This window comes from Chitinophagales bacterium, from assembly GCA_020636495.1.
In the GTDB taxonomy this organism is placed as follows: domain Bacteria; phylum Bacteroidota; class Bacteroidia; order Chitinophagales; family Chitinophagaceae; genus UBA5543.
In genome coordinates this window covers 449,739-469,875 of the sequence record JACJXQ010000008.1, presented here as the reverse complement: position 1 = coordinate 469,875, position 20,137 = coordinate 449,739, and the positions used below count along the sequence as shown (strand labels likewise).

The following is a 20,137-nucleotide window of genomic DNA, read 5'->3' as shown; positions in this document are numbered from 1 at the left end:
TTTTATTATATGATGCCGTGGCTTTGTCACGGCATTTTTGTATCAGGCAAAAGCCATGTTAGTGCTGAACTATGCAACAGGCTTCAATCCTGCTCAAATGTTACTACATTTGTCATTCTTTTTTAAAAAATATATATCATACGTGGCATACAGATCATTGGTACTTTTTCTCTCCTGTTTTCTTACTATCACCACATATGCGCAAAATAATACCGTGAAAGGTGTAGTCTCTGCCGGCAAGAACAAGCCTGTTCCATATGCTACGGTAACACTGCTGCAACAGGACTCTTCTGTCATAAACGGTACTATTACTGATGATGACGGAAAATTTGAGCTGACCCAGGTCAGGGACGGCGACTTTCTGCTCAGGGTAAGTGGTATCGGCATAACTACAAAAACTATTGCCGGAGTTAATGTATCCGGCGGCGCAGTAAAGAATATGGGCAACCTGCAGGTGCGCACCACATCGCAAATGCTCAAAGAAGTAGAAATATCCGGTGCCCGGCCGATGATGGAGATGGGCATTGATAAAAAAGTATTCAATGTTGACAAGAACATTACTTCTGTAGGTGGCAGCGCCGGAGATGTGTTACAGAATGTCCCTTCTGTTTCTGTAGACGTAGATGGCGGTGTGAGCCTGAGAGGAAAAAGTAATGTAACGATACTTATAGACGGTAAACCCGCCACCTTGCTAGGCGGTGACGATGCCACTGCTCTGCAAAGCCTGCCTGCTTCCAGCATCGACCAGGTAGAGGTCATCACCAACCCATCAGCTAAGTATGATGCCAGCGGCATGACGGGTATCATCAACATTATTACCAAACGAGAAAAGAAATTCGGTACTAATGGTAGTGTTACACTGGGAGCAGGAACACGCGACAAATATAATGGGAGCCTTAACCTGAATATGAAAAATGAAAAGTGGAACGTTTTCCTCAATAGCAGCTTCAGGCAGAACCGGCGCTACAGGCGAAATACCACTACCCGTGAAGACAAATATGACAACGGCTTGTCAGAAAGTTATGAAGACAACCTGCACATATTCAACGGCTTTTTTAATACATTGGGTGCCGAGTACAATATTGACACCAATAACAGTATCACACTGAAACAAAACATTAATAAAATGTATTGGGGTGGTAAGGGCAACTCTGATTTCAGTACATATGCCTCAGAAAATGACCTGCTGCTGAAACGCCTGAGGGATTTTGAATCAGGCGGCGGGCCATTGTCTTCTTCCTCTTCTTTAGAATACAAACACAAATTCAAAAAGAAAGAACGTGAGCTAAGTGGTAGCTCAACTTTTGCCCGTTCGTGGATGACACGCAAGCAGATATACACAACTAATGTGTACGATCAACAGGATGTACTCGTCTCAGGCCCTATACACCAGGATGCACCCGGTACCAGCAACAACTCAAGCCTCAACACACAGGTAGACTACGTATCTCCTATGTTCACAAAAAATGGCAAACTGGAGGCAGGTCTGAAATCACAACTTTTCTGGCTGCAGAGCAGCAACACACCCACTACGGACTCTGCAGGGAACGGAACAAAAGTAGACAGTGTGTTGCTGAATGGTTATGACTATACCCAGCAGATATATGCAGCTTACCTGAGCTGGGGAGACCAGGTTGGGAAATTCAGGTACAAAGCAGGCCTGCGCTCAGAATATGCATACTATGAAGGCACTGCAACATCAGTACAAGGCAAAAGGTATAGTAATGAGTTCCTGAACCTGTTCCCGTCCCTATTCTTTTCATACGAACTAAAGAAGGACCAGAGCGTCTACCTGAGTTATACCCGCCGGATTGACAGGCCACGATTTTACCACTTGTTGCCCTACGTAGACCTGTCAAACCCGCAAGACACAAGTGTAGGAAACCCCGCCCTGATACCGGAGTTCATTCATAATATCGAACTGAACTATAATAAACTGTTCGAACAGGGACATAATATCATAATCAGTACCTACTACCAGTACACTCAGAACCTGATATCACAATACCGTGTGCTTTATGGCGACGGAACATCGTATACACAACGCAGGAACCTGAATGCCGGAGTTACCTACGGGCTGGAACTGACCGGCCAGATACAACTGGTAAAAAAACTGTGGGATATGACCCTGAACACCAACTTTTTCAGGAACGAGATACTGGGTAGTAATATAGATCCGACACTGGACAATAGTGGTTTCAGCTGGTTTGGAAAAGTAAATACCACGGTTAAATTACCTAAAGAATTCTCCCTACAGGTAAATGGTAACTACGAAAGCCCTAAAGTAGTGGCCCAGGGTTTCAGGCAGGAAGTGTACTGGATAGATGTAGCGTTGCGCAAAAATCTCTTCAAAGGCAAAGCTAACCTTGTGTTAAATGTTTCTGATATATTCAACACCCGCAAGTACACTACCAACTTTGACTTTGGCCAATACCTGCAAACTAATTATAATGACAGGGAAACAAGAATAGGCAATATCAACTTTACCTATCGCTTCGGAAGCAGTGAAAACAAAGGGTTTGGCATGAAAAAGAAAAACGGGCGAAGCAAAAAAGCCGAAGTAAAACCAGATACGGAAAAAGACCACGATAACATAAAAGAAAAAGAGGACGACGCAGGTGGTTTCTAAGCCCCCACACTAATTATACTTAAAAGTCGTAAATTGTCACTATGAAAAAAATATCCATATTTATTTTGGCATGTTGCATGGTGGCAACATACGGATGTAATGCTCAACTGGGCGGGTGGCTGAACAAGGGTAAAAAGATCATCAATGACGCAAGTAACAATGGCGGAACAGGTGCACTTACCAACGATGAGATCATTGCTGGTCTGAAACAGGCACTTGAAGTAGGTTCTAACAATGCTGGGAAGCAACTCTCGACCATCAATGGATATTTTGGCAACCAGATCATAAAAATACTGATGCCGCCGGAGGCAAAGAAGGTGGAAAACACACTTCGTTCAATAGGTATGGGTGCGGAAGTAGACAAAGCTATTATGGCTATGAATCGTGCCGCAGAGGATGCCGCCGCAAAAGCTGCTCCTATTTTTATCAATGCTATAAAAACAATGAGCATACAAGACGGGCTGGGTATATTGAAAGGTGGTAATAGTGCTGCTACCAACTACCTGAAAAACAGGACCACGCAACAACTGACCAATGCTTTCCGCCCGGTAATAGAAAACTCACTCAACAAAGTAAATGCTACCAAATACTGGTCGCAGGTATTTACCATTTACAACCGGCTACCAACTACATTCAATAAGATCAACCCCGATCTGACAGGTTATGTTACAGAAAGGGCATTATCTGGTCTTTTTGTAACCGTAGAGCAGGAAGAAAATAAAATAAGGCAAAATCCTTCGGCACGCGTTACCGACCTTCTGAGAAAAGTGTTCGGGGCATAAGGCTAATAAATATGAATATTAATCAATGTAACAGGTAACAGACAGACCACATTGTTTCTATAAAGCAGCAGGCTATGACACAAGACACAAATCAGGCTACGGTATTAGCTGAATGGTGGGACCAATTATCCTTCGACCACAAAGATCTTTACACACTCACCGGCGAAGGTGAGTTGATGTTGAAAGCGTACCAGGGATACAAAGAACGTTCGGTAGGTACATTAGCACCGGACAGTATGGACATGGTTTTCAAACTATTAACTGAGAAGTTTCCCGAGGTGGAAAATAAAGTGACCGAGCTGGTAACCGAATGGAATGCCGAAGAGGACAAGACAAAGCTGGTAGGCAAATTAGAGCGTGTGAAGGAGTACCTGCATCACGCCAGTGCCATAGGTGATTTTCATACCATTTATAGATTAGTAGAGAATATAGATCATGAACTGGCTAAGCTGGTAGAAGAGAACTACAAGCAAAAACTGGCGCTGGTAGAAAAAGCAGAGCAGGAGGCATCCAGCGAAGAATGGAAAGCCAGTACCGATGTGATGCGCGATATGGCCGAAGAGTGGAAAAAACTGGGCTATGTCGAGAAAGAAAGAAATGATGCACTTTGGTCAAGGTTAGAGGCTGCAAAAGATAAATTCTTTGAACGCAAACGCGAACATCAGGAAGACATCAACAAAGAGATGCTGCAAAACCTGGACCTGAAAATGGAAGTAGTGGAAAAAGCAGAGGCACTGGCAGCAAGCGAAGACTGGAAGAAAGCTACAGACGAGTTAAAAGCATTGATGGAGCAGTGGAAAGGCATAGGCAGAACCATGCACGATAAGAATGAAGAGTTATGGAAGCGTTTCACAGAAGCTAACAATGCATTCTTTGAAAAGAAAAAGCAACATTTTGATGTCATTCATAAAGAACAGGAAGAAAACTACCAGGCGAAACTTGCATTGGTAGAAAAAGCCGAAGCACTGAAAGAAAGTACAGACTGGAATGAGACTACACAAGCGTATACTGACCTTATGGATGAGTGGAAAAAACTGGGGAGGGTACCAAAGGACAAGTCTGATGAAGTATGGAATGCCTTTAATGCTGCCCGTGACTACTTCTTTGGTAAAAAACGTGAAAGCTTCGAATCATTCAAAATATCGCTGGAAGATAACTATGCACAAAAACTGGCTTTGTTGAAAAGGGCAGAAGACCTGCAAAACTCCAATGCCTGGAGAGAAGCTACCGACGAGCTGAATGAACTGATGAATGAATGGAAAAAGATAGGCCCTGTCCCGCGCAAGCACAGCAATGATATCTGGGATCGTTTCATAAAAGCACGGAAAAAATTCTTTGAACGTAAGGATGCCAACCGTGAACAACGACGCAACTTTTATGAAAAGAAAGAGCAGGAGCGCGCTACCCAGACCAAAGATTTTGTTGGGAAAATAATAGCTGAGTTAAGAGAAGAGGAAGAGAAACTTGCTGATTTTAAAAACGGCCTGGAAAACATTGAACCAGGCATGAAAAAAGAAGCCGAACTAAGAGAGCACCTCACGAAGCTTATTGCACAAACAGAGCATAAGATAGAGCACAAAAAAGAGAAACTGGAAGAAGCCAAACAACAATTGGAGGCGCTGAAAGAAAAAGCTAAAGGTGAATAGCCGTTTACATGTATATAAATAAGAAAGCCGTTACAGTTGTAACGGCCTTTCTTTATACGTTCATCTTATTTATTACACAGAGAAACTGTCACCGCAACCGCAGGTACGGCTGGCGTTCGGATTATTGAAGTGGAATCCTTTACCATTCAGTCCGTCAGAAAATTCCAGCACGGTATCGCAGAGGTACAGGAAACTCTTCAGGTCTGTTACCAGCTTTACCCCATCTTCTTCAAAGACCTGGTCGTTCGGCTGCGACTCGTTATCAAAGTCCAGCTTGTATGAAAGGCCGGAGCAACCACCGCCTACAACACCAACACGTAGAAAATAGGTATCATCCAGCTCTGCGTTTTGCTTCAGCTGAAGTATCTTTTTCTTTGCTTTTTCACTGATGTGTATCATATCTCTGTCTCAGTTATCAAAAGTGGTTAATAGCATAGTAATTTCACCAGCGCTATTACAACACCTGAATTGTAACTATCCTGCTGCGTGATTAATGTTTTTTCTCGTCCAGTGCCAGTTCTTCCAGTCCGTTCTTCACACGGTAGTCATTGATCGCTGCCTTGATAGCGTCTTCAGCCAGTACTGAGCAGTGAATTTTCACCGGCGGCAGGTTCAGCTCTTCAACAATATCCATATTATCAATAGCCAGTGCCTGGTCTACGGTTTTGCCTTTCAACCATTCGGTAGCCAGCGATGAAGATGCGATAGCTGAGCCACAACCAAAGGTTTTGAACTTAGCGTCTTTGATCAGGCCGGTTGTATCGTCTACTTCTATCTGCAGGCGCATTACATCGCCGCACTCAGGAGCACCAACCAAGCCGGTACCCACGTTCTTTTGCGACTTATCAAGTGTGCCTACGTTCTTAGGATTCTGGTAGTGGTCGATTACTTTTTCTGAATATGCCATAATATCTTTTTCTTTTTTTTATTGGTTAGTGATGTGCCCATTCTATCGTGTTCAGGTCGATGCCTTCTTTGTGCATCTCCCAAAGCGGGCTCATTTCACGCAGTTTATTAACCGTATCCGAAATTGCTTTTATTGTAAAGTCTATCTGTTCGTCTGTCGTAAAACGTCCCAGGCCAAAACGCAAAGAACTGTGTGCTAGGTCATCGCCCAAGCCCAGCGCTTTCAAAACGTACGACGGTTCCAGCGATGCAGAGGTACAAGCAGAACCACTTGAAAGCGCTATATCCTTATTAAAGCCCATCATCAGTCCTTCACCTTCTACATACTTGAATGAAATATTTGCAACGTGTGGCAGGCGGTGTTCCGCGCTACCATTCACGTAAGCCTCTTCCAGCTCCAGCAGCCCTGCCTCCAGCCTGTCGCGCATTACACTCAGCCTTTTTGCTTCAGCTTCCATTTCGTTCATGCATATTTCGCAAGCTTTACCAAAACCTACAATTCCCGGAACATTCATGGTGCCGCTGCGCATACCGCGCTCGTGGCCACCGCCATCCATCTGGGCGGTAACTTTTACACGCGGATTCTTACGTCGTACATACAATGCACCTACTCCCTTGGGGCCGTACATTTTGTGTGCACTGAAAGCCATCAGGTCAATACCATCTGCCATAACGTCAACCGGTATTTTACCAACAGCTTGTGTAGCATCTGTAAAGAACAGTACACCATGCTTTTTAGCTATCGTGCTGATCTCTCGAATAGGTTGTACCACACCTATTTCATTATTACCATACATGATGGCAATCAATATAGTTTTGTCTGTAATGGCATTTTCCAGCTCCTGCAGGTCTATCAGCCCGTCAGGTTGCACCTGCAGGTAAGTTACCTCACCTCCCATTTTCTCAACATGCTTGCAGGTATCCAGTACAGCTTTGTGCTCAGTGGTGCAGGTAATGATGTGATTGCCTTTAGAAGCATACATTTCAAACACACCTTTAATAGCCAGGTTATCAGCTTCGGTAGCGCCTGAAGTGAATATGATCTCTTTTGAGGTTGCATTTACCAGTTTGGCCACCTGCTCACGGGCATAATCAACAGCTTCTTCAGCTACCCAACCAAAAGAATGGCTCCTGCTGGCTGCGTTACCGAACTTTTCGGTGAAATAAGGTATCATCTCTTCTACTACCCTTGGGTCGCAAGGTGTAGTAGCGTTGTTATCCAGGTAAATTGGTAATTTCAAACTCATGTATCAATAATTAGTCTAATGTTAAATCGAGCTACAAAGTTACGTACTAATTGAGTGTAATCAACCTTTTTGTACATTGTAGCTTTATATGTACCTATACTTAAAACTTATTTGAATTATATGCTGAAAATTGAGCACCTGGGCATTGCTGTTTCCGATCTTGCTTCTTCTGTTCACTTGTTCGAACAACTGTTAAATACACCCTGCTATAAAACAGAAGTAGTTGAGAATGAGGGGGTAAGTACAGCCTTTTTCCGTATTGGAGAATCGAAAGTAGAACTACTGGAAGCTACACGCGAAGATAGCCCCATCCGGAAGTTCATCGATAAAAAGGGACAAGGGCTGCATCATGTAGCTATAGAGGTAGAAAATATCGAAGCCGAAATGAAACGCCTGGCCGCATTGGGCTTCGAATTGCTGAGTGATCAGCCTAAAGAGGGTGCTGATAATAAGCTGATCTGCTTTCTGCACCCTAAAACAACAAACGGTGTACTGATTGAATTATGCCAGGAAAAAGATGATCAATCTCCTTTGTACCTGACAACCGGCAATACCAGGTAAGCTATAGCCAGGTAGACAATAAATCCTGTAAATAAACCAAGAATAGTTACCAGCAAGTACGACTTGCTGTTTTTGACCGGCACAATGGCATCGTCAATTACATAAAGGTTCAACGGCATTTCTTTTTTCTTCAGCAATTCCTGCTTCCTTTTGTACAACTCGTACGAAAGCTGGTAAACTGCTCCCCCCCCCGCGCTGTTATCCGCTGCAGACTGATCTGAAGAAGCCCTCGAAGAACCTACATTGTTCTTCCTCTTAAACGTGTCCATTAAAGCCAGTTGCTCAGTAATAAATTCAAGTTCATTATCTATTTCCTCTCTCCTTAGTTTCCTTTTCGATATCAGGTAACTATTGCCGGTTTCCAGGTAGGCAACAATGGCATCCTGCAGTTCGGCCATATAGCTGGTGTCATTCAGGTTCATGGTCACAATGAACGGTATCTTATCCGTATTCATGTCGGTAGACAGATCTTCACCCAGTATATTGGTTGCTGTTATTTCATTTACACTCTCAATAACAGGCTTTTTTACGTTCAGCAATACTTGTGCTTTAACGGTATTATTCTGCAACAGGTTATTCAGCTTCTCCAGCCTGTCGCCATATACTTTCCTTACCAGCTCTTCGTATACTATTGTAAATGAAGCGCTGTAAGAATTAGACTTTTTTATATTGTACCCAAGGAAAGATCCGGTTACTACGATAAGACACAAAAGAAAAACTACAATATTCCTTCGCAGATCGGCATAGAATTTGCGTAAAAATGCAATGACCTTACCGTACAACCCGGTACCAGATTCATTATTAAGGCTATTGCTTCCGTGACTCATAAATTACAATTGTTTTAGTATGTGGCAATGTGTTTATAACGCACGCAAAAATAAAAACTTTATGTCAAGGATAGTTTTTTATTTGTCATACTATTAAGTACTAATAACTAAATTAATAAATATAAAGTCAATTTTAATACTTGTAAATCATTAGTTTACTATCTTTATAATCCGCTTTACCAAAGTTTATTCCTGCATTTATTAATTTCTTAATCATTGTAATAATGATAAGTGATAGGACAATTGTGCAGGTTGTTGATAATGACGCCGACATACAGGAGGCAGTTGAAGCCGTGTTGAAATACTTTAATATTTTCAGGCACGCATTATATATTCATGAGATTCATAAGTTCCTGCAGGTAGAAACTACCCGCCAGGAACTGCTGGATACACTTAATGAAATGGTAAGAGAAGGCAGGATATTCTGCGACTATGGCTTGTATGCATTGACCAGCTCCAGCCAGATCTACCTTAAAAGGATAGTAGGTGCCGACGTAGCTGCCGAAAAAATGAAAGAAGCCAGCCGTAGTGCCCGCATGATATCCAGGTTCCCGTTTGTAAAAGGTATATGCGTTTCCGGCTCATTGTCCAAAGGTTATGCTGATGAAAATTCAGACATAGATTTTTTTATCATCACCGCCAATCAAAGGTTATGGATATGTCGTACTATGCTTCACCTGTTCAAAAAGCTAACTTTCCTGATCAATAAGCAGCATTCTTTCTGCATGAACTATTTTATAGACGAAGGACAGCTGTGCCTCGATGAGCAGAACCTTTTTACGGCCACCGAACTGGCAACCCTCATCCCCATGTACAATATGGATACATATGAAATGCTGATGGCGCAAAATATTGACTGGATCAAAGCTGAATATTTCCCAAACGTATGTGTACTCCAGGAAGACCTGCAAAAGAACAACAAACTAACACTCAAAAGATCAGCGGAATGGGTCTTCAATAGTCTGCGCCCACAAGCCGTTAATAAATTCCTGATGAACCTGACGGACACGTTATGGAGGTATAAATGGAAAAGAAAGAACTACCCGATGGAGGATTATGATCTGGCCATGAAAACAAAATGGTACGTGTCGAAACACCACCCGCTGAACTACCAGAAAAAGGTGCTGGAAAGGCATATGAAGGATTCTTATCAGTCACCGGCTATGGACATATAGATACTATGCGCATTTTGGTTTTGGGAGCTACAGGATTTACGGGTGCTGCCTTTCTGGATTACCTGTGTAATATCAAAGGATTAAGTGTTACGGCCTTGGTACACAACAGGCCACCGGCAAAAAGACATGCACAGGTGCACTATTTACAGGCGGCATTAAGTGACATTGAACTTTCTTTCCTGCAGTCCGGGAATTTCGACATAATATTTCACCTGGCCAGGATACCGGGCAAAAGATGGGGTGATGTAGGACGCACACTGGCCGGATGGCAGGGCGCAAAGGCTAACAGGCGGCTACTTGCAGCAATAAACAAACTTGATAAACGCCCAAAACTCATTTACCTGTCGGGTTCCTTAATGTACGGGCATATGCCTGGTGGAAAGGCCACAGAAAATAGCAAACTGAATCCTGCTGGCTTTGCAAAGTATTATTTGCATGCCGAACAGCCGATACTGAAAGCCATCAATAATGGTGCAGATAATATTATGATGCTCAGGGCACCGTGGATCATCGGTGATGGCTCATGGTATAAACAACTATATACTGAACACGTTGTAAAGCACAATTCAGTACCAATATATGGGAATCCGCAAAGGCAAATGTCTGTAATAACGGTGGAAGACTGTGCGGCTATGTTATGGCACTATGCTGCCAACGCTCCTTATGCTTCTATATACAATATATATACCTTTCAGCAGGTAGCCTATAAAAGCTTTGTTCAATACATCGCAGATGCATATAAATGTAATGAGCTGAAACAGTATACTAAAGATGAGATGATAGGTAAAATGGGCAAAACAGCTGCTGACTCTGTAAATTGTGAAATAATACTGGATACAAAATATACAACCATCAAGGAGAGGTATCAACCCATATACCCCGACCTGGCAAAATACATAACAGAAAAGGCAAAAGGATAAAATGACAGATACTACTAATACAGGAACTTACTACAACGAGGTAGGTAATTACTTTGACCTATTTGCAGAAAAACACCACAACAAGAGTGATAATAATATTATCCTCTCTGAAATGCGTAACTCATTCCGCACCTATGCCCTGCACAACAACCCGAAAAATATACTGGACATAGGTTGTGGCCCGGGCATGGATGTGGTCTACTTCGCCACCAGGTTTCCGCAGGCTACGGTGTATGGCATTGATGTGTCTGCCAAAATGCTGGAATGTGCCAAAGAGCTGGCAGCATCGCAACAATTATCTAACACACTTCATATTAATACGGGCATTGAACAACTGGCCGAGCAACTGGATGTAAATGTTAAATTCGACATCATTTGTGTCTTTTTCGGTGCGCTGAATACCGTCAGCTCATTGGAAGATGCAGCAGCCATCATTGACGAACGGCTTAACCCCGGAGGTACGGCAGTCCTTACTTTTGTCAACAAATTTTACCTGGCAGAGTTCTTTACCAATATTCTGAAACTGAGACCGGGCAAAGCACTGGCCCGCTGGGGTGAAATATGGCGGGGGTATTCCAACGACTATGAACTCGCAAGCAAAACATACACACCTTCACAAGTGATAAGTGCCTTTTCAAAAACCTCTCTGCAACTGCAAAAGAAAAGAGGTTATTCTATCTTTTACCCGGCATGGTTTCAGCAAAACAGGTTGAAGAAGTTCCCTGGCTTATGCAAACTACTCGCTAAAATGGATAACCTCGCCAATAAAACCGGGCTGCTCTGGGGTAACGGTGAGTACACGCTTTTTGTATACCAAAAGCCTTAGAACCAGCCCTTGCGCTTAAAATACCACCACATGATCAGGGGGATAAGGAGCATCAGTCCCACAGTAATATAAAAGCCATCCTGCTGGTGAGAAAGCGGGATAACATCAAAGTTCATACCGAAGATACCACCTATAAGTGTGGCAGGAGCCATAAGTGTTGCCAGTAATGTAAATACCTTCATCACTTCATTCATCCGCAGGTTGATCTGGCTCATTGACAGGTCCTGAAGGTTCATCACCATATCCCTGTGGTTCTCGGTATATTCACTGGCTTGTGTTATGTGGTCCAGTACGTCTTTGTAGTATTTCTCATGCTCTTCTTCCAGCAATTCACTCTGGCTTTTTATAAATGCCTGCACCAGGTCTTTTACAGGAGCTATTGAACGTCGCATCACCATTACCTCTCTACGCAGGATACTGAGCCTGGACAAGATAGCCTGCTCTCTTTTCTGCAATAGCAGGATATCTTCCAGTCTTTCTATTCGCTCGTTTATTTTTTCAATGATACCAAAATAGCTATCTACTATGATATCTATCAGGCTGTAACAGAGATAATCAGCCGTCCCTTTTCTTACCCTTGACAGCGGGTTTCTGATTCGCTCCCTGACCGGGTCAAAAACATCACGTTTAGGGTCTTCCTGAAAAGAGATAACAAAATCAGCCCCCAGTACAATACTTACCTGCTCGCTTTCTACCTGTCCTGTATCGTTATTATAATACAGCATGGGCAGCAGGCAGAATATCACGTTCTCGCTATCGTCCATTTTGGCACGCTGGCCTGAGCTTAAAATATCTTCTATCGTAAGGTGGTGTATACCATAGTGCTTACAAAGTTTCTCAACTTCTGCCTTATTGATGCCGTCCACATTTATCCATGTTACCCTGCCGCTTTCTATATATGGGTTACATTCCTCGTTCTTGATGTTCTTACGTTCTTCCAGCGTTGTTGCATCAAAGTCGAAAACAGAATATACAGGCTCAACTTCCGTTACACGTTGCTCGTCAATCTTGGTTGGGTTGAACGAGGTAAGCGGCTTCCTCAGGTCGATATTCCACGTCCATTCGGGTAATAATTTGGCCAGTCCGCGCCTGTATCTCCTTGTATTCATTACGGATATTTTATTAGCAGTACATCGGGTTTTTCATTAAGTTCGTACCTGAAAAATACAAAAGCAACTGCTAAAAAATAATATTTACACAACCATTTATGAAGAAGCTATTATTAACATTACTGAGTGCCGCTATCATAACAACCGCGTGGGCAAAGGATAAGACCAAACGCGTAACTATCGAAACGGAATACGGAAACATCACTTTTGAACTGTTTGACAACACACCCAAACACAGGGATAATTTCGAGAAACTGGCAAATGAGCATTTTTATGACAGCACACTTTTTCACCGCATAATACCACAATTCATGATACAGGGCGGCGACCCTGAATCAAAGAACGCACCGGCAGGCACCCCACTGGGCAATGGCGATGTAGGCTATCGCATAGATGCGGAGATCAACGATACCAATTTTCACCAATACGGTGCAGTGGCTGCTGCAAGGGATAACAACCCTAATAAATCATCATCGGGCTGCCAGTTCTATATAGTAGTAGGCAAGCAGTTTACTGATGCCGACCTGGACAACCTGTCTCAACGCACCGGCAGGAACTTTAGCCCTGCACAACGCGAGGTGTATAAGACCAAAGGTGGCACTCCGCACCTGGATGGTAACTACACTGTGTTCGGACAGGTAACAGATGGCATGGACGTGGTAGAAAAGATCATAAAAGAACCGCGTAACAGCATGGACCGCCCCAACAAAGACATGCGCATGCTGAAAGTGTATATGACTAAGAAGAAAAAGAAATTCCTGGGTATATTCTAACGATGGACGAACACCTGCAACAAATAAAGAACTTACTGGATAATAAAAGAAGGCTGTACAATCAGCCTTCTTTTATTAAGGGCGACCCTATATCTGTTCCGCACAGGTTCACAAAAAAGCAGGATATAGAAATAGCTGGCTTGTTCGCGGCAGTGCTGGCATGGGGCAACCGTACTGCCATCATCAACAGTTGCAACAAACTGGTAGCACTTATGGATAGTGCACCGCATGATTTTATACTGAACCATAAGGATACCGACCTGAAACCATTTATGCATTTCGTGCACCGTACTTTCAACGCTACCGACCTGCTGTATTTCATCCATTTGCTGCAATGGCATTATAAGCAACACGATTCGCTGGAAGATGCTTTTGTGCCCGGCAAGACATATAAAGAGGAAACTGTGGAGCAGGCACTGGTGCATTTTCATAATTACTTCTTCAGTATTGAGCATCCTGAACGTACGCGCAAACACATAGCCACACCCGCACGTAAAAGCGCCTGCAAGCGTATCAACATGTACCTGCGGTGGATGGTGCGCAAAGACAAGCAATGCGTTGACTTTGGCATATGGAAGAAGATAAAACAGCACCAGCTTGTTTGTCCGCTGGATGTACATGTGGCACGTGTGGCGCACAGGCTGGGGCTGATAGATAATACCAACTCCAACTGGCAGAACGCCCTGCAACTCACAACAGCACTGCGCGAAATGAACCCGCAGGACCCGGCTGTATATGATTATGCTCTTTTTGGATTGGGAGCTGAGGAAAGGTTGTAATGATTTTGTTTGTACATTTATTATTCAACTATTCCGCAATGAATAAAGACATACAGGAATACCACGACACTTTATCTGAAGAAGACAAGGCTATAGCCGACGTATTACACGATGAAATATGCAAAGCGCTGCCCAAAGCCGAGAATAAGATATGGCACAGGCACCCCGTTTGGTTCATTGAGGGCAACCCCATAGTAGGCTACCACAAACTGAAAGACTGCATGCGCCTGTTGTTCTGGAGCGGACAATCTTTTGAGGAAGAAGGCCTGGCTCCTGAAGGGAAATTCAAAGCCGCTGAAGCACGCTATACCGATGTAAAACAAATAAAAAAGACCGACCTGAAACGCTGGCTCAAAAAGTCAAAAGACATACAGTGGGATTATAAGAATATTGTTAAGCGTAAAGGAAAACTGGAAAGGTTATAACATAAATAGATTTACAATGCTGACACACATACACCCCAAACTACCCATGCGCGATAAGAACAAGAGCAGGGATTATTATATCAATCAACTTGGTTTCAGCCAATCGGGAGGAGATTATGATGGCTACCTGATGGTACATAAAGACGATATAGAGATACACCTGTTTGAGTTCAAAGACCTCAACCCGGAAGAAAATTACGGGCAGGTGTATATTCGCGCCAATGATATTGATGGTTTATACCAGTCTATGCTGGATAACAAAGTGGCTATTCATCCCAACGGCCCGCTGGAAACCAAACCATGGGGAATGCGCGAGTTCTCCTTACTCGACCCGGATAATAACCTGCTCACCTTCGGGCAAAGTGTAGTATAAAAAAAATACAATAACCCGCCTGTTGCCAGGCGGGTTATTTGTGTTATACGAACAACACTTCCTCCTCCTCTCTTTTCTTTTCCGGCAGTTTGTCTGCAAAAGCATCCGGTAACAATATCAGCGATACACCTTTTTGTTTCCACCAATTGCTTTCTGCTAATTGTGTACAACTGATGATGCCCGTTACACTGCAACGCTTTTCATTACTGGCCCACTCCTCTATCCGCTCAAACCTGTGATGCGGCACATTGAACAACCCGTCGAAACTGGCATATACGCGCAGGTAATACTCATCGGTAAGTACAGGGGTATTATCCCTGTTCAGCTTTTTGTATTCGTATTTATAATCATAACGCAGGGCTGATATATCACTCAGCACAGCCGATGCTGTCGGGAAACTGCCCGCACCCTTCCCGTAAAAGAATTGTTCTTCCGCAAGTCCGCTCACTATTACTACGCCGTTGTATTCATTCTTTACACGGTGTAAGAGATTGGCAGGGCGTACAAACTGGGGCAATACAAAAGCGGCTACCTTGCCATCATTCAGCTTACGCGCCTGTGCTACCAGTTTTATCTCGTAACCTTTTTCGCGTGCATATACAGCATCATGTTCGTTGATGTTCTGTATACCCGTGTGCACTATGTGCGATGGCCGCGCTACGATACCATAAGTATGCGCCAGTATGATAGCAAGTTTATTCACCGCGTCTATACCTTCCACGTCCAGTGTAGGGTTACTCTCCGCAAAGCCTTCACACTGTGCATCCAGCAGTGCGTCATGGTAACTCAGGTTATCTTCAAACACTTTGGTGAGTATATAGTTGGTAGACCCATTCACGATACCGCTGATGCCTGCCAGCAGGTCGTTGTCATAATATTCTTCCAGGTTGCGGATGACAGGAATACTGGCGCAACATGCAGCTTCATACAGCAACGGTGTGTTATATTCCTTTTGCAGTTGTAAGAGTTCCGGCAGGTGCTCTGCTATCATTTTCTTATTCGCACTTACTATGGCCTTACCTGCCTTCAGTGCTTTTTTAGTTATTTCAAAAGCGGCTTCTGCATCATCTATCAGTTCTACTATCACGTTGATGCTGCTGTCTGATAATAATATCTCCGGGTAAACGGTAAATAGTTCCGCAGGCGCGTCACGCTTTTTTTCAGGATGTTTAATACATACTTTTTTTATACTGGCGTTGAGCGAAGAAGTTTGGTTCAGTACTTTGTACAGGCCCTCGCCCACTACGCCAAAGCCGAATAATCCGATATTGAGTTGTTTCTGTTGTATAGACATTTCGTTATTGATTTTATTGCCTGCATGCCGCAGGTATGTTTAGACAATATTATTTTCCTGGTAATGATTATTGGTATTCAAACACGCGTGGCTCCTGCACTGTTTTATTCAGCCTGTTCAGTGCCTGTTCTATATCGCGCTTCAGGTCGGCTACATCTTCCAGCCCTACACTCAGGCGCACCAGGCTATCCTGTACACCTGCTGCCCTGCGTTTTTCTGCCGGAGTCGATTTGTGTGTCATCGTTGCAGGATGGCACAACAGGCTTTTTACGCCGCCCAGGCTCTCCGCCAGTTTAAACAGTTGTGTATTGCACACTACTTTCTTCGCTGCTTCTTCCGTGTCGTTCTTAAGCGTAAAGGAGATGATACCGCCAAAAGCCGATTGCTGTTTTGCCGCTATGTGGTGATTCACATGCTCTTTCAATCCCGGGTAGTACACCTTGTCAATAGCGGGATGCTGTTGCAGGAACAACGCCAGTTCAAAGGCATTGGCTGAGTGTTGCTGTGTGCGCAGGTGTAAGGTTTCCAAACCGCGAATGACCAACCAGCTATCGTGCGGGGAAAGTATCGCACCGCAGGCGTTCTGTATGAACTTGATCTGTTCGCCCAGCTCTTTGGTACGGCTCACTACCAGTCCCGCTATCAGGTCGCTGTGACCACCCAGGTATTTGGTAGCGCTGTGTATCACAATGTCGGCCCCCAGTTTTATTGGCTGCTGTAATGCGGGCGAAGCGAAAGTGTTGTCTACACACAACAGCAGGTTGTGCTGCTTTGCTATCTCTGCTATGGCTGCAATGTCGCTGATCTTCAGCGTGGGGTTGGTAGGCGTTTCCAGCCATACCAGTTTCGTGTTGGGCGTAATGGCTTCAAACACATTGGCAATATCTGTAGTGTCTACATAGTTCACCTTGATGCCGAACTTTTGGTAGATGTGTGTGAACTGCCTGAAAGCACCGCCGTAAATGTCATCTACCGCAAGTATCTCATCACCGCTTTGCAGCAGTTTTACTACCGCATCAATAGCCGCCAGCCCGCTGGCGAAAGCTGAAGCCTGCGCGCCACCCTCAAGCGTGACGATGAGGTTTTCCAACGTCTCCCTTGTGGGGTTATTGCTGCGCGCATAATCGTAGCCCTTGTTTACGCCCGGTGCTTCCTGCACGAAGGTAGATGTCTGGTAAATGGGCACCGATATAGAACCTGTAAGCGGGTCTACCGGGATGCTGTGGATCAATTCTGTTGCTGTACTCATTTTATTCCTGGTTTTTAAAAAGTGACAAAATCGTTACGTTCGTACGACTGCCTACCAGGAACTTACCGGAAAGAGCTGATTTGCGTAAAACAAAAAAGCTCTTCCGATAAAATCAGAAGAGCTTTAAGTTATGTATCAATAACGCCGCGGCGTTACTATCTGCAAACTATTGCACCTGACTTATCTGCCCCCGCCTTGCGGGGATGGAAGTAGCACCTTTCAAAGTTTTTACCTTGATGGTTGCTAAGACGTCAACGGGCCATATCCCTCAGTCTTTCTTGATAAGCAATGTTGTAAAGAACTGGTGCAAAGATATACACGCAGTTTTCAATTCTCCAAATATTTTTTTTGAAGTGCGCCTGAAAGTATTGGTGGTATTGGGTTTGGGGTTTTGTGATTTACTAGAAAATAACAGTACTATTGAGGAATAATAATATTCCAACTTATTGAATAGCCAATTCTATGGACAACTCTTGGTATTGTAATTCCACTATAGGTTTTCTCGTCATTTTTTATCAATATCGAAATATCATCCCAAGCACTTTTCGAGGGGCTAGGGATTAAGACGCACGCAGTAGCATCTACATTAAGTCCTCTTAAATAAATATTTGCTCCAAAAGCGATACGTTTATTCCCATCTTGCAAAATGGAAATACCGGTTGGTAATATTTTATCTTTTTCGAACCATGAAATTGGGACTTGGCAGGGATATTTTTTTTCTCCTTTTATGACTTGTCGAATTAAAGCACCATGATCACTAAAAACAAATTCGTAACCCCACCAAGCAAACGATAATAAATATGCAGACTTAACTAGTGCTCGTTCTAACTTATTACTATCATATAGTATTGGTTTAATTTTTATTCTAGGCATTTTACCAGAATTCACTCTGTTAAGAAAGTCAATATATTCTTGTTTGTGTTTTTTTAGATTTTCATTGAATAGAATATTAGTTTCCCCATTTTCATTGTGTGCAACACCCTTAATACATTTTCCTGTTTCAGGATCAGTTAACTCTACTTTCAGCTTTAATTTTTCATTTGGATCAGTTTTATCAATACCAAAATTTAAAACTTTTTCTATTTCTGATTCAAATGTTCCAGAATCATTATTGCATTTTTTACATGTAATGATTTTAAACCTCCCACTTGCTGATTTTGGTGGTAGATGATCTAGGGAAAATTCAGAGTTCCCATTTATTCCTGAACTAGTTTCGATGAAATAATTTTTAAGACATAATGGACATATGTATAAACCAAATGGTAATTGTGAATGGTATTTGGAGGGTATTATTTTTTGAATTTCTGGGATATAGTCCATTAAAGTTTTGCAGTAAGTAGACAAATGATCCTTCCATATATTTTCACTTATGGTATTAGGGAATATTCTCATCTTTTATATTTTGGTTTAATAAATCATTCAAAAGGGTAGTAACATTTTCTAAAAAGGCAATGCTCTGTTTTTTGTTGTTTATGGGGTCGTCATCATAATTTTTCTGGCACTCTTTCCATAACTCTGCATACTCGTCTTTAAATGTCATTTTTACTTGCTGTACTTGAGCAACTTTCATTAGTCGTGACATTTTAGACTGAATTACTGGAAAAAAAACTTCGTCATGTGGTTTATATCCTTCAGGAGAAGCACCTTCAGGATATTTTACGGTGATTTTTTTATCAACTTGTTTGCCTTCAATAACATCAATACAATATGTTTTTTCAAAGTCGTCACCATCAAAGTTATCACTTAATTTAAGTACAAAAGATAGAGTATTAAACAGCTCTATGTATACAAATAATATTTTGCGTTCTTTATTTCCCTTTATATAAATGCAATGACAAACCTCCAATGGCTCTAGAGTCATCGTTGGGTTTGGTTCAACATGATAGTGAATAAGATTACTATGTGCATTCTGTGGATTACCGATATATTTTACAGCAGTATTTATATATTTTCTATCACCTCCTAAATGTAAATATGAATTAACTCCTATTTTTGCGATTGTTCTAAAAAAATTTACCCCACCAAAATTCAATTGAAAATGTAATGGTTCACGCATTCTTGTTTTTGTCTCTACAAGCTTTTGTTCCCAATTATCTATTTCTAGTGTTGGCTCCTTTGCCTTAAGTTTTTGTATTATATGAGTAGCCTCCTTAATATCCCTTGCAGAAATAAAATAATTACTATCCAGTTTTTGTATTTGAGGTTTTATCTTAATTGGCTTTCGACCATTATGTAAATTATAAAGATTCCCATCCTTATCCTTTAAGTTTTTGATGTGAGGGAAATTCTTTCTATCACGTTTAATCTGTAGCAGTGCACAAAGAGGATTTAACGATTTGGCAAAATCACCTTCTATTTCAAGTCCCAACTTTGTATTACAATTTCTACACAATAAATTATATGAGCCTGCAAACCCGCCAATGCTATTAGGAATAATATGTTCAAATGACTTATTATCGCCTTCTAATGAACTATTACATATATAACAGTATGATAGAATCATTATACAATTTAATACAAAAACATTACTCTTTGACTCAATAGATTTTTATAAACAACCCTCCCCGGTCTAAGCGTCTCGCTTATACCCGGGATAATGCAAGCATCCGCTTGAAA

20 protein-coding genes and 1 riboswitch are annotated in these 20,137 nt (G+C 42.5%); of the genes, 11 read left to right on the top strand and 9 right to left on the bottom strand.

Features of this window, described 5'->3' with window-relative positions:
* Positions 1-142 precede the first annotated feature (142 nt).
* The 3 genes from H6550_02105 (at position 143) to H6550_02095 (ending at position 5,057) form a co-directional block, all read left to right on the top strand.
* Positions 143-2,629 carry a TonB-dependent receptor gene (locus H6550_02105; protein ID MCB9044911.1) on the top strand — a complete coding sequence of 829 codons (2,487 nt, stop codon included), beginning with the start codon at positions 143-145 and terminating at the stop codon, positions 2,627-2,629.
* Between the two features lie 41 nt (positions 2,630-2,670).
* The gene (locus tag H6550_02100; protein ID MCB9044910.1) at positions 2,671-3,411 is read left to right on the top strand and encodes a DUF4197 domain-containing protein; all 741 of its coding nucleotides are present in this window, start codon (positions 2,671-2,673) and stop codon (positions 3,409-3,411) included.
* A gap of 74 nt (positions 3,412-3,485) precedes the next feature.
* The gene (locus H6550_02095; protein MCB9044909.1) at positions 3,486-5,057 is read left to right on the top strand and encodes a DUF349 domain-containing protein; all 1,572 of its coding nucleotides are present in this window, start codon (positions 3,486-3,488) and stop codon (positions 5,055-5,057) included.
* 72 nt (positions 5,058-5,129) lie between these two features.
* On the opposite strand, the gene H6550_02090 is transcribed toward H6550_02095, so the two are convergent.
* The 3 genes from H6550_02090 to H6550_02080 form a co-directional block, all read right to left on the bottom strand.
* On the bottom strand, positions 5,130-5,456 hold the full coding sequence (locus H6550_02090; protein ID MCB9044908.1) for an iron-sulfur cluster assembly accessory protein: 327 nt from the start codon (positions 5,454-5,456) through the stop codon (positions 5,130-5,132).
* 91 nt (positions 5,457-5,547) lie between these two features.
* The gene (iscU, locus tag H6550_02085; GenBank protein ID MCB9044907.1) at positions 5,548-5,964 is read right to left on the bottom strand and encodes a Fe-S cluster assembly scaffold IscU; all 417 of its coding nucleotides are present in this window, start codon (positions 5,962-5,964) and stop codon (positions 5,548-5,550) included.
* 25 nt (positions 5,965-5,989) lie between these two features.
* Complete coding sequence (locus H6550_02080) at positions 5,990-7,204, bottom strand: IscS subfamily cysteine desulfurase (GenBank protein ID MCB9044906.1); 1,215 nt, start codon at positions 7,202-7,204, stop codon at positions 5,990-5,992.
* 126 nt (positions 7,205-7,330) lie between these two features.
* Here H6550_02080 and mce point away from each other — a divergent pair, with 126 nt between their 5' ends.
* Positions 7,331-7,771, top strand: a complete 441-nt coding sequence (mce, locus tag H6550_02075; GenBank protein MCB9044905.1) for a methylmalonyl-CoA epimerase — start codon at positions 7,331-7,333, stop codon at positions 7,769-7,771.
* Here the strand turns inward: mce and H6550_02070 are convergent.
* Entirely contained in the window at positions 7,732-8,598 is an 867-nt protein-coding gene (locus H6550_02070) for a hypothetical protein (GenBank protein MCB9044904.1), read from the bottom strand. The genes mce and H6550_02070 overlap by 40 nt on opposite strands.
* A 224-nt stretch (positions 8,599-8,822) precedes the next feature.
* Between H6550_02070 and H6550_02065 the strand changes: the two genes are divergently transcribed.
* Genes H6550_02065 through H6550_02055 form a run of 3 tightly spaced genes read left to right on the top strand, consistent with a single transcriptional unit; the run spans position 8,823 to position 11,519 of the window.
* Positions 8,823-9,773 carry a nucleotidyltransferase domain-containing protein gene (locus H6550_02065; GenBank protein MCB9044903.1) on the top strand — a complete coding sequence of 317 codons (951 nt, stop codon included), beginning with the start codon at positions 8,823-8,825 and terminating at the stop codon, positions 9,771-9,773.
* The gene (locus H6550_02060) at positions 9,677-10,693 is read left to right on the top strand and encodes an NAD(P)-dependent oxidoreductase (GenBank protein MCB9044902.1); all 1,017 of its coding nucleotides are present in this window, start codon (positions 9,677-9,679) and stop codon (positions 10,691-10,693) included. Before H6550_02065 ends, H6550_02060 begins: the two co-directional genes overlap by 97 nt.
* Position 10,694: 1 nt before the next feature.
* Positions 10,695-11,519, top strand: coding sequence for a class I SAM-dependent methyltransferase (locus H6550_02055; GenBank protein ID MCB9044901.1), 825 nt, complete (start codon positions 10,695-10,697; stop codon positions 11,517-11,519).
* Here H6550_02055 and corA read toward each other — a convergent pair.
* Positions 11,516-12,628 carry a magnesium/cobalt transporter CorA gene (gene corA / locus H6550_02050; protein MCB9044900.1) on the bottom strand — a complete coding sequence of 371 codons (1,113 nt, stop codon included), beginning with the start codon at positions 12,626-12,628 and terminating at the stop codon, positions 11,516-11,518. The two genes, H6550_02055 and corA, sit on opposite strands and share 4 nt — an antisense overlap.
* Before the next feature lie 98 nt (positions 12,629-12,726).
* On the opposite strand from corA, the gene H6550_02045 reads away from it, so the two are divergent.
* From H6550_02045 to H6550_02030, 4 genes are read left to right on the top strand one after another with little or no spacing between them, the layout of a single operon-like run.
* A complete protein-coding gene (locus H6550_02045; protein ID MCB9044899.1) occupies positions 12,727-13,401 on the top strand; it encodes a peptidylprolyl isomerase in 675 nt (224 codons plus the stop codon).
* 2 nt (positions 13,402-13,403) lie between these two features.
* Positions 13,404-14,180, top strand: a complete 777-nt coding sequence (locus H6550_02040; protein ID MCB9044898.1) for a TIGR02757 family protein — start codon at positions 13,404-13,406, stop codon at positions 14,178-14,180.
* A gap of 38 nt (positions 14,181-14,218) precedes the next feature.
* The gene (locus tag H6550_02035) at positions 14,219-14,605 is read left to right on the top strand and encodes a DUF1801 domain-containing protein (GenBank protein ID MCB9044897.1); all 387 of its coding nucleotides are present in this window, start codon (positions 14,219-14,221) and stop codon (positions 14,603-14,605) included.
* Between the two features lie 16 nt (positions 14,606-14,621).
* Positions 14,622-14,978, top strand: coding sequence for a VOC family protein (locus H6550_02030; protein ID MCB9044896.1), 357 nt, complete (start codon positions 14,622-14,624; stop codon positions 14,976-14,978).
* Between the two features lie 43 nt (positions 14,979-15,021).
* Here H6550_02030 and H6550_02025 read toward each other — a convergent pair whose 3' ends face one another.
* From H6550_02025 to H6550_02010, 4 genes are all read right to left on the bottom strand, one after another.
* Positions 15,022-16,272, bottom strand: coding sequence for a homoserine dehydrogenase (locus tag H6550_02025; protein ID MCB9044895.1), 1,251 nt, complete (start codon positions 16,270-16,272; stop codon positions 15,022-15,024).
* 67 nt (positions 16,273-16,339) lie between these two features.
* Positions 16,340-17,521 carry a PLP-dependent transferase gene (locus H6550_02020; protein MCB9044894.1) on the bottom strand — a complete coding sequence of 394 codons (1,182 nt, stop codon included), beginning with the start codon at positions 17,519-17,521 and terminating at the stop codon, positions 16,340-16,342.
* A gap of 177 nt (positions 17,522-17,698) precedes the next feature.
* Positions 17,699-17,809, bottom strand: a riboswitch (SAM riboswitch).
* A 129-nt stretch (positions 17,810-17,938) separates the two neighbouring features.
* The gene (locus tag H6550_02015; protein ID MCB9044893.1) at positions 17,939-18,913 is read right to left on the bottom strand and encodes a hypothetical protein; all 975 of its coding nucleotides are present in this window, start codon (positions 18,911-18,913) and stop codon (positions 17,939-17,941) included.
* A complete protein-coding gene (locus H6550_02010) occupies positions 18,897-20,024 on the bottom strand; it encodes a hypothetical protein (protein ID MCB9044892.1) in 1,128 nt (375 codons plus the stop codon). The genes H6550_02015 and H6550_02010 overlap by 17 nt, the downstream gene beginning before the upstream one ends.
* Between the last annotated feature and the right edge of the window lie 113 nt (positions 20,025-20,137).